This window comes from Bradyrhizobium genomosp. III (assembly GCF_000261705.1).
GTDB lineage: Bacteria > Pseudomonadota > Alphaproteobacteria > Rhizobiales > Xanthobacteraceae > Bradyrhizobium > Bradyrhizobium ottawaense.
This window is the reverse complement of the sequence record NZ_AJQF01000318.1, coordinates 1-9,784: the sequence shown is the minus strand read 5'-3', so window position 1 is coordinate 9,784 and position 9,784 is coordinate 1. Positions and strand designations below refer to the sequence as shown.

Annotated in this window: 9 protein-coding genes and 3 pseudogenes; 5 read left to right on the top strand and 7 right to left on the bottom strand. The window is 61.4% G+C overall.

The window, feature by feature from the left end; all coding sequences use genetic code 11:
• From IC66_RS0126020 to IC66_RS0126000, 5 genes are all read left to right on the top strand, one after another.
• A partial coding sequence (locus IC66_RS0126020) for a TRAP transporter large permease (protein WP_038949620.1) occupies positions 1-949 on the top strand: 949 nt, incomplete at its 5' end.
• A gap of 31 nt (positions 950-980) precedes the next feature.
• The gene (locus IC66_RS0126015) at positions 981-1,475 is read left to right on the top strand and encodes a type II 3-dehydroquinate dehydratase (protein WP_028142363.1); all 495 of its coding nucleotides are present in this window, start codon (positions 981-983) and stop codon (positions 1,473-1,475) included.
• 2 nt (positions 1,476-1,477) lie between these two features.
• Entirely contained in the window at positions 1,478-2,146 is a 669-nt protein-coding gene (locus IC66_RS0126010) for a hypothetical protein (RefSeq protein ID WP_240536517.1), read from the top strand.
• Complete coding sequence (locus tag IC66_RS0126005; RefSeq protein ID WP_028142361.1) at positions 2,146-2,961, top strand: sugar phosphate isomerase/epimerase family protein; 816 nt, start codon at positions 2,146-2,148, stop codon at positions 2,959-2,961. Before IC66_RS0126010 ends, IC66_RS0126005 begins: the two co-directional genes overlap by 1 nt.
• A 16-nt stretch (positions 2,962-2,977) precedes the next feature.
• Positions 2,978-4,687 carry an FAD-dependent oxidoreductase gene (locus tag IC66_RS0126000; protein WP_028142360.1) on the top strand — a complete coding sequence of 570 codons (1,710 nt, stop codon included), beginning with the start codon at positions 2,978-2,980 and terminating at the stop codon, positions 4,685-4,687.
• 282 nt (positions 4,688-4,969) lie between these two features.
• On the opposite strand, the pseudogene IC66_RS0125995 reads toward IC66_RS0126000, so the two are convergent.
• The 7 genes and pseudogenes from IC66_RS0125995 to IC66_RS0125965 form a co-directional block, all read right to left on the bottom strand.
• Positions 4,970-5,985, bottom strand: a pseudogene (locus tag IC66_RS0125995) (Gfo/Idh/MocA family protein); the annotation flags it as partial.
• A gap of 6 nt (positions 5,986-5,991) precedes the next feature.
• Positions 5,992-6,441 (bottom strand): type II 3-dehydroquinate dehydratase, encoded by a 450-nt coding sequence (gene aroQ / locus IC66_RS0125990; RefSeq protein WP_028142359.1) that lies wholly within the window; start codon positions 6,439-6,441, stop codon positions 5,992-5,994.
• A 13-nt stretch (positions 6,442-6,454) separates the two neighbouring features.
• A pseudogene (locus IC66_RS0125985) lies at positions 6,455-7,178 on the bottom strand (amino acid ABC transporter ATP-binding protein).
• Between the two features lie 83 nt (positions 7,179-7,261).
• Positions 7,262-8,089: a transporter substrate-binding domain-containing protein gene (locus IC66_RS0125980; protein ID WP_038949619.1), complete on the bottom strand. Its 828-nt coding sequence runs from the start codon at positions 8,087-8,089 to the stop codon at positions 7,262-7,264.
• A 51-nt stretch (positions 8,090-8,140) separates the two neighbouring features.
• Positions 8,141-8,797 (bottom strand): amino acid ABC transporter permease, encoded by a 657-nt coding sequence (locus tag IC66_RS0125975; protein ID WP_028142356.1) that lies wholly within the window; start codon positions 8,795-8,797, stop codon positions 8,141-8,143.
• Positions 8,798-8,809: 12 nt separating this feature from the next.
• A complete protein-coding gene (locus tag IC66_RS0125970; RefSeq protein ID WP_028142355.1) occupies positions 8,810-9,478 on the bottom strand; it encodes an amino acid ABC transporter permease in 669 nt (222 codons plus the stop codon).
• A 51-nt stretch (positions 9,479-9,529) separates the two neighbouring features.
• A pseudogene (locus IC66_RS0125965) lies at positions 9,530-9,784 on the bottom strand (shikimate dehydrogenase); the annotation flags it as partial.

Sequence of the window (9,784 nt, the reverse complement as noted above, 5' to 3'; positions counted from 1 at the left end):
GCCTGCCGATGCAGCGGCGCTCGCGGCCCTTCTGGTGCCCATGATGGTGGCGGCGGGGCACAAGAAGTCCTATGCGGCGGGCCTCGTGGCGGCGGGCGGCATCATTGCTCCCGTCATCCCTCCCAGCATCGGCTTCGTCATCTTCGGCGTCGCCGCGGGCGTATCTATCTCGAAACTGTTTCTGGCTGGCATCGTGCCGGGGCTGCTGCTCGGCGCAGGGCTTTGTCTGGCCTGGGCGTGGGTGGTGCGGAAAGAGAACCTTTCGCCGCCGCCACGGGCCTCGTGGTCGGAGATCGTCAAGGCCGTCGTCGACGGTTTCTGGGCGCTGATGCTGCCGGTCATCATCGTGGTCGGCCTGCGTTTCGGCATCTTCACGCCCACGGAAGCCGCGGTGGTCGTCGCCGTCTACTCCCTGTTCGTGGCGACCTGCGTCTACCGCGAGCTGAAACTTTCGCAGCTCTACGCGATCTTCGTCTCCTCTGCCGTGACGACGAGCATCGTCATGTTCCTGGTTGCTGCGGCGCTGGTATCATCCTGGCTCATCACCGTGTCGGAGATATCCGCACAGGTCGTGACCCTGTTGAAGCCCTTCATGGGCGACAAGACGCTGCTGATGCTCGCGATCATGGTCGTGGTTGTCATCGTGGGGACGGCGCTCGACATGACGCCGACGATCCTCATTCTCACACCGATCCTGATGCCGATCGTCAAGGCGGCAGGCATCGACCCCGTCTATTTCGGCGTGCTCTTCATCATCAACAATGCCATCGGCTTGATCACGCCCCCGGTGGGCATCGTGCTCAATGTCGTCTGCGGCGTCTCCAGGATCAGCATGGAGGATATCATCAAGGGTGTCTGGCCCTTCATGATCGCGCAACTCATCGTCCTGTTCGCGATGGTGCTGTTCCCGGGGTTGGTGACGATCCCGGCAAAGTGGTTTGGCGGCTAGTCGCGCGTTGGCAAAGGACAAGAGGGACAAAATGGCCGCTCAAATCATGATTCTCAATGGACCCAATCTCAATTTCCTCGGCATCCGCGAGCCTCACATCTACGGCTCGACGACGCTTGAGCAGATCGAGGCGAGCTGCCAGGTGCTGGCCGATCAGCTCGGAGTTTCGATGTCGTTCCATCAATCGAACATAGAGGGCGAACTCGTCAGCCTGATCCAGTCCGCCCATGGCAACGCGGATGCCATCATCATAAATCCCGCGGCCTATTCATTTACCTCGATCGCGCTGATCGATGCGCTGAAGATCTTCGAGGGCGTGAAGATCGAGGTGCATATCTCGAACATTCACGCGCGGGACGAGCTGCACCGCCACTCCATCACCTCGAGTGCCTGCACGGCGGTCATTTGCGGCCTGGGTCCTTATGGCTATCTTGCTGCGATCCTGGCCGCCGCGCAGCGGCTGGGGCAATTGCCTGGTACCATTCCGTCGGCTCTGCACGGGCTTGCGGCCGGCAGCAGAGCGTAGGCATGGAGGGCGGGATGCGCGGCAGAGGATTTCTCGCCATCTGGAGCGACGTCGAGGCACACGACCTGACCAATTACCGGCACTGGTTGACGCGTGAGCACACGACCGAGCGCGTGACAACGAGGGGATTCCTGGCATCGCGTGTGTTCCGGGCGGCAAGGGACGACATCAACCGCTTCTTCATTTTGTATGAGCTGGAAGCACCCGAAGTGCTCGACGGCGAGGCCTATCTGGCGCGCCTCAACGCACCGACGCCGTGGTCACAGCGCATCATGCCGAAGCTCGGCAATTTCATGCGCGGCGGCGGCGTTATGGTGGCGCGCGCAGGACGGGGCGAGGGAGCCACGATCACGGCGCAGCGGATCGAAAAGCTGCCAGCCAGCCCGCAAAACCTCGCCGACGCGCTTGTAGCCTGCGATGGGGTCGCCGCCGTCCAGATCGGCGCGACCGACCAGGCGCGGACATCGGTGCAGACAATTGAAAAGGGCATGCGGAAGGATGAGGGCTTTTTCTCGGGTCTTCTGGTGATCGAGGCGCTCGACGCTACCTCCTTGCGGGCTGCTTTGCAGCAGGCGCGGACGGTAGCTCCTGACGTCATGGGCCGGGCCAGCGAGCCGGAAGTCTATTTGGGAATGTTTGCGCTCGAGGCCCGCATTGCGGATTTCGGCTAATGGCCATGTTCTCTCTCGCTGCGCTGACCGTGCTCGAGCTGGCACCTCCCGAGATGATTGAACTCGCGGCCCGTTGCGGCTACGACAAAGTAGGACTGAGGCTGTTACCCGCAACGCCTGGCGGAGTTGCATATCGCCTGATGGACGATGCACCGCTGCTACGGGCAACTTTGCAACGGTTGCAGTCGACGGGAATAACCGTCGCCGATCTCGAGGTCGTTGCGTTCAGACCGGACACCGACATTGCCTTTTTCGCCCCCTTCTTCGAGGCCGGGGCCCGCCTCGGGGCCAAGCACATCCTTGTCGCATCCTATGATCCAGATCTGGCAAGGTTCGAGGAACGCTACCGGCAGTTTTGCGAAGCTGGAGCGGAGTATGGCCTCACGTCCGACCTCGAGTTCATGCCATGGACTAGCGTTCCAGATCTGCGGACAGCGCTGCGGCTCGTCAGCGACCTCGCTCATCCCGCGGCCGGCATTCTAGTCGACGCGCTGCATTTTGATCGATCGCGAAGCTCGCTTGCGGACCTTCGCTCCATCCCCACCGATCGTCTTCATTATTGGCAGATCTGCGACGGCCCGGCCGAGCGCCCGCTGAACACGGAACAGCTCATCCATGCCGCGCGCGAGGAGCGCATGTTTCCGGGCGAGGGTGGCATCGATCTGGTCAGCTTGACTAAGGCGATGCCGGACAGTCTGACGATCAGTGTCGAGGTTCCGACCGTTCGATTGGCAAAGACCATAGACGCCGAAGCGCGGGCGCGCCGAGCGCTGGCAGCGGCCAAGGTCATTGTCGAGAGGGCGCGCGCGACGTGAAAGAAGGCGGCTTGGGATGGTGCAAGCCAATCACTCCTGGGACGGTGAGACCGATCTCCTAGTCATCGGCGCCGGTGCGGCGGGCATGACGGCCGCACTTGTGGCCGCCCTCGAAGGGCTTCAGGTTATCCTCTGCGAGAAGTCGGACATGGTGGGCGGCACGACCGCAACCTCCGCCGGCACCGTCTGGATCCCGGGTAGTCGGCAAGGACGGCTCACCGGAAAGCCTGATACGCCCGAGGGCGCCCGCACCTATCTTGCTGCAATGCTCGGCGAGCACGCGACCGACCAACGCCTGGACATGTATCTCAAGGCGGGTCCGATCGTGCTCGACTATCTCGAACAGAAAACGAGCGTCCGGTTCGCGGCGCCCCCAGTCCATCCCGACTACAAAGACCTTCCGGGTGCCGCGATCGCCGGCCGCGCACTCGGAGCAGTTCCGTTTGACGGACGCGAGCTCGGAGACGACTTCGCCCGGATCAGACCGCCACGCCGCGAATTCATGGTTCTCGGCGGGATGATGGTTGGGAAGGCGGACATTCCGCCGCTATTGGCGCCTTTCCGCGACTGGTCCAGTTTTCGGCATGCCGCAGGTCTGCTCACCCGGTATGCGCTGGATCGTGTCAACTACAGGCGCGGCACACGCCTGATTATGGGCAATGCGCTTGTGGCTCGACTTTTTGACAGCATTCGGCGCGCCAATGTCACTCTTCGCTTTGAGACGGGGTTGAGCGAGTTGATCAGCGACCGCGGTGCGATCGTAGGGGCTGTCCTCTCATCACCAAACGGACAGCTGGCCATACGCGCCCACAAGGGCGTGGTGCTCGCAACCGGAGGGATTGGCTGGAGCCGAGAGCTCCGCGAACGGCTGTTTCCGCACGCGGCGCGCCGCTACTCGCTCGCGCCATCGAGCAATACTGGCGATGGCATCCTGGCCGGGGAGCGCATCGGCGCCGGCCTGGAGCGCGGCCTCGATAGTCCGGCCCTGTGGATGCCGAGTTCTGTCATGAGGCAGACGGACGGCCGCCTTTCAGTCTTCCCCCATATCCTGCTCGATCGTGCCAAGCCGGGACTACTCGCCGTCAACAGGTCAGGGCGACGCTTCGTCAACGAGGCTAATTCCTACCACGACTTCGTCGCCGCGATGCTGGCGTCGAATGCTGCGGCGACGCCGGCCTTCCTGATCTGCGACAGAACCTTCATCAGGGATTTTGGAATCGGGCTGGTTCACCCAGGAACCAGAAGCCTGACCTCCTACCTGCAAGCCGGTTATCTGCTTGAAGGTCAGACGATCGAAGAGTTGGCTCAACAGATCGGCACTGACGCCGACCAGCTTGCTTCGACCGTGAAGCGATACAACCGCTACGCCGAAGCGGGGATCGATGAGGAGTTTGGCCGAGGTACCAGCGAATTGAATAGGTTCAATGGCGATCCCGACAACAAGCCGAACCCTTGTCTCCGGCGGATCGGCCCAGGTCCGTATTATGCCGTTGCCGTATGGCCATCAGATCTCGCCAGCAGCGCCGGCTTGCGAACGGACGCTCGCGCTCGGGTGATGTCTCACGACGATAGAATCATACCAGGGCTGTATGCCGTTGGTAACGATTCATCTTCCATTTTCCGCGGCATGTACCCAGGACCCGGTACAATGATCGGCCCGGCCGTGGTATTCGCCTGGTGCGCTGCAATCGACTCTGCAGGAACTTTCACCGAATACTTAAAGTAATCACCTGCAAGCGACAGGGCAGGCAAGTGACAGACCGCGTCATGCCTCGGGAGACGCAGGGTTGCCGATCTACCTCGATCATCAGTGACTTTGTCGCTTCCTGCCCGAATCGGGGCATTCGCGTCGATTCACGCGCGTCTCTGCGATGTCTGGTCTGGCCTCGACTGCCGACGTCCGGGACACCATGCCGATCTTCGCCTTCGGGCCACAAGCGGTCGTCAGGCAGCAACCGCAAGATTTCGGCTGGTGGTCATCAGGCTCAGAAAAAGATGCGGACGTTCCATCTCCGGTTTCCGCCGCGCGTTTGACCGCGTCGACTGTGAGGGTTTTCAGCCCTTCGCGCCCGCTCACCACAGGCTCGGCCGTACCGCGGATGACTCCGCAGAAATTGGCGATCTGCAGAGCAAGCGGGTCTTCGTTCTCGTAGCTCAGCCGCTCGCGCTCAATCGGCGCCCACCAGCTGGCCTTGCTAGGATGATGCCATAGATCGAGTTGCGGAATAGCCAGCGATGCCCTCGTGCCGCCGATCTGGTAGCAACTCTCCTGCGTATGACTGTAGGCCGAGTTCTCACCGGCGGTGAATTCCCAGCTCCAGGGCGACTGGATGGTATCGGAGACATTGACCGTTCCCAATGCGCCGGAGGCGAAGTGAGAGGATCAACGCCGTCTCTTCAACCTCATTTCCACGCAGCCGATTGGATTGGGCCGCTTGCACCGCCACGATATCCCCACAGAGGTACCGTAGCAGGTCGACATCGTGGATGAGATTCAGGAAAACGGGACCCGCCCCTCTCTCGCGACGCCAGGCCACATCGAAATAGTCGTCCGGCTTGATCAGCCAGAACATGCCATGCACCGACACGATCTGGCCCAGCCGGCCCCTTTCGATCTCCGCCCTAGCGCGCTGAATCATCGGGTTGTGGCGGCGATGATGGCCGGTAAGCAGCGGCACGCCCGCCCGCTCGGAGGCTTCGACCAGTGCATGTGCAGCGACGACGTCATCCGCTAACGGCTTCTCGATGAGCGCCGGGATGCGAGCTGCGATACAATCCATGCCGTTGGCTACATGCATCTGATTAGGGGTTGGCGACAACCACCCCCTCCGGCCGATTTTCGGACAGCATGTCCTGAAAGGACGGAAACCAGTCCACCTTCGGCGACGCCGCCAACTCTCGGGCCGCCGGCATCGGATCGACGATCGACGACAGTACCGCCTCCGGCCGCGCGAGAATGTGCTCGACGTGTCGCTTGCCGATGAGACCCGCTCCCATCAGCGACAGGCGGACGGGTGCACTCATACGATGCTATCCCTTGCTCTCATCAAGCAGCTTGGCCACGCGACGCAAGCCGAGCAGATAGCCCTGGGTGCCGAAGCCTGCGATGACCCCATCAGCCCGTTTGGAGACAAACGAATGGTGACGGAATTCCTCGCGCTTGTGCACGTTGGAAATGTGCACCTCGATCACTGTCCCCTCGAATGTGTTCAGCGCATCCAGGATGGCGACTGACGTATGGGTGAAAGCCGCTGGATTCATCACGATCCCGGCAGCCGTCTCGCGCGCCTCGTGGATCCAGTCGATCAGCTCGTATTCCCTGTTCGACTGGTGAAAGCGAATCTCCAGGCCGAGCTCCCCGGCCAGCGCACGGCAATCTCGGTCCACATCCGCGAGCGTCTCGTGACCATAGATATGGGGCTGGCGCTTGCCGAGCAAATTGAGATTTGGTCCGTTGAGGACGTAGACAAGACGACTCACGAAAGACCTCCATTCAGTGATGGGCAAGGATCTCGCCAAGAAACTGCCTGGTGCGGGCATGCTCTGGATTGCGGAAGAACGCCTCGGGCGCGCCTTCTTCGATGATCTGGCCTTCAGCCATGAAGATCACACGATCCGCAACCTGGCGGGCAAAGCCCATCTCGTGCGTGACGCAAATCATGGTCATGCCGTCGTTGGCGAGGCCTATCATCGTATCGAGCACCTCCTTGACCATCTCAGGATCGAGAGCCGAGGTCGGCTCGTCAAATAGCATCACCTTGGGCTGCATGCATAGCGCGCGCGCAATTGCGACGCGCTGTTGCTGACCACCCGAAAGCTGAGCTGGATACTTCTCGGCCTGTTCACCAATGCGCACGCGCTCGAGGTATTTTCGCGCGGTCGCCTCTGCCTCGGCCTTGCCGATGCGGCGCGCGCGAATGGGGGCGAGCATGCAGTTCTGCAACACCGTCATATGCGGAAAAAGGTTGAAGCTCTGAAAAAACCATCCCGACGTCCTGACGTACGACATCGATGGCCTTGATGCTGTCGTCCAGCCGATGACCGTTCACCACGATACTGCCCTGCTGGATCGCCTCCAGGCGGTTGATACAGCGGATTAGCGTCGACTTGCCCGAACCGGACGGACCGCAGAGCACGATCTTCTCGCCCTTGCGCACGGTGAGATCGACATCGCGGAGAGCTTGGTACCCGCCGTACCACTTCTGCACACGCTTCATTTCGATCAGAATCTGGTCCTGCATGCTGGCCTCCGCTGTCGGGCGGCGGCCAACGCGGATCGCGCGTCGGCCGCTCGCAGGGACTACTGAACGGCGAAAGGAACGCCGGGGACCGTGTCGGGGAAAACCGGGACCGGCACCTTCATCCATTTGGCGTAGAAGGCGGCCAGCTTGCCGTTCGACTTGATCTGGTCGATGAACTTGTTGACCGTCTCGTTCCACTCCTTGTCTCCCAGGCGCGTGCATGCGCCGTTGTATAGAGCGGAGAAATGAAGCTTCGGTTCGAACCCGAGCTCCGGTTTCGCGGCATTCAGACGCTGCGGGTAAAACAAGTTCGCACCGACGGCCTGGACCTGGCCAGAGAGCAGCGCCTGTATCGTGGCCGCGTCATCGTCGAATCTGCGGATTTCGGTCCCGGACGGGGCGTTGTTGGTGACCTGCGTATCTTGCGTCGAGGAGCGCGGGACACCGATGACATATTTGCCCATATCAGCATTGCTGTTGATCAGCGTCGCCTGGGCCGCGACAAGCGTAATCTCATTGGCGACATACGGCTTGGAATACTGCACTGCCTTCGCACGCTCCGGCAGCATGGCCATGGTCGCGAACAGGATGTCCACACGGCCTGTGGTCAGTGCCGGGATACGATTGGCAACGGCCAGAGGCGCGAACTCGGCCCTCACGCCAAGGAATTCAGCGAAGGCACGCCCCATGTCGGCATCGATGCCCTCCTGCTTTCCCGAGCTGTCGACAAAGCCCCAAGGCGCATTATCGCCCTGAATGCCGATGACGACGACGCCCTTCTTCTTCACGTCTTCCAGAGTGCCCGCCTGCGAGCCGCCTGCGACAACGATGGCCGACAGAGTCAGCAGCGCAATGCCGACCTGGCGGCGATTGAGTGAAAACAACATGAGTATCTCCTCCTGGTGATGGCTGTATTTGATTGGGCAGGTGCGCCGTTCCTACCTTTGATTGGCCAGGGCGAGCCTGGCCTCCATCCGGCTGCCCCACCATGAGAGTGGCCAGCAGAGGATGAAATACATCGCGCCAACCACGCCGAAGACCAGCAACGGCTGGTAGGTCTGGTTCGATACGATTTGACCGGCGCGGGCGAGTTCGATGAAGCCGACAATGGCGGCGAGCGAGGTGCCCTTGATGAGTTGCACGAGATAGCCGATGGTCGCCGGCAGCGAGATGCGAATAGCTTGCGGCAGCACGATGTCGCGCATGCGCCAGGAATAATGTAGACCGAGCGCCATTGCGGCCTCGGTCTGACCGCGAGGCACGGCCTGGATTGCGCCGCGCCAGATCTCGCCGAGAAAAGCCGAGGCGTTGACGGTGAACCCGATCGCCACCGCAACGAATGCTGACAGCTTCAATCCGAGGAGCGCCAAGCCGTAGTACACCACAAACAGTTGCAGCAGCAGCGGTGTGCCCTGGAAGATAACGATATAGATCCGGACCATCCATTCCACAGTCGTGCGACCGCAGGTGCGCAACAGTGCGACGATCAGGCCGGCGGTACAGCCACCGACGAATGCAACCAGCGTCAGCAGCACCGTCCACTGCAGACCACGCAGGAGGAAGCCGAACTCGGGAAGACCGAAATGCGGTGTCATGATCTGTCCTTCTCAGCGCGTCGGATATGAGAAGAAGCGGTGGGAGATGATCGCGAAGCCCGACATCAGCAGCCAGGAGATCGCGAGGTAGAGGAAGGTGACGAAGAAATAGACCTCGAAGCTGCGGAATGAGTCGCTTTCGATGCGCTGCGCAACCGACGTCAATTCATCGGCGGAGACGGCCGAACAGATCGACGAGGTCAGCGTCAGCATGATGAACTGCCCCGTGAGCGACGGGTAGATCGCGCGAAGCGCGGGCTTGAGTACAATGAAACGAAACACTTGTCCTTTGTGCAATCCGAGCGCGTAGCCGGCCTCAACCTGTCCCTGGTGAACAGACTGCACGCCGCCACGGATGATCTCGATGGCGTACGCGCCTCCATTCACGCCGAGTGCAATAATGGCGGTGGCGGTCGGATTGAGCTTCAATCCGATGAGCGGCAGTGCAAAGAACAGAAAGAAGATCTGCACCAGGAAAGGCGTATTGCGCACGATCTCGACGAAGCCGATCACGATGGCACGTAACCAGGCCGCCTTCGAATCGCGTGCCGCGACGCCGGCGACGCCGATGATCATCGCCAGTGTCATGCCGGCAAGCGCCAGACCTAACGTGCCCACGCACCCCCACAGCAGCGCGGGCATGGCATGCCAAACCACCGAGAAATCGAGCGTATAGCCCATCTTGCGTTTCCTCTCGGGCGTTGTGCGTGCCGCTCGCCCATCGGCCGGGTGTCACCCTCCCAGGGATGCGAAAGTTGAGAAGAAGACGTCTGGATCGGGTGAAACGCCCGTGAACAGGCGGAAAGCTTCGGTGCCCTGGAAGATCGCCATGCCGCCACCGTCGACCGTGCGGCAGCCGAGGGTACGGGCCGCGCGCAGCAGTGCGGTTTCCAGCGGGAAATAGACGATCTCGGCGACCCATAGATCGGGACGCAGCAAGGCCGTCGGCAGCGGTGTGCCCGGATACTTGTCCATGCCGATCGGAGT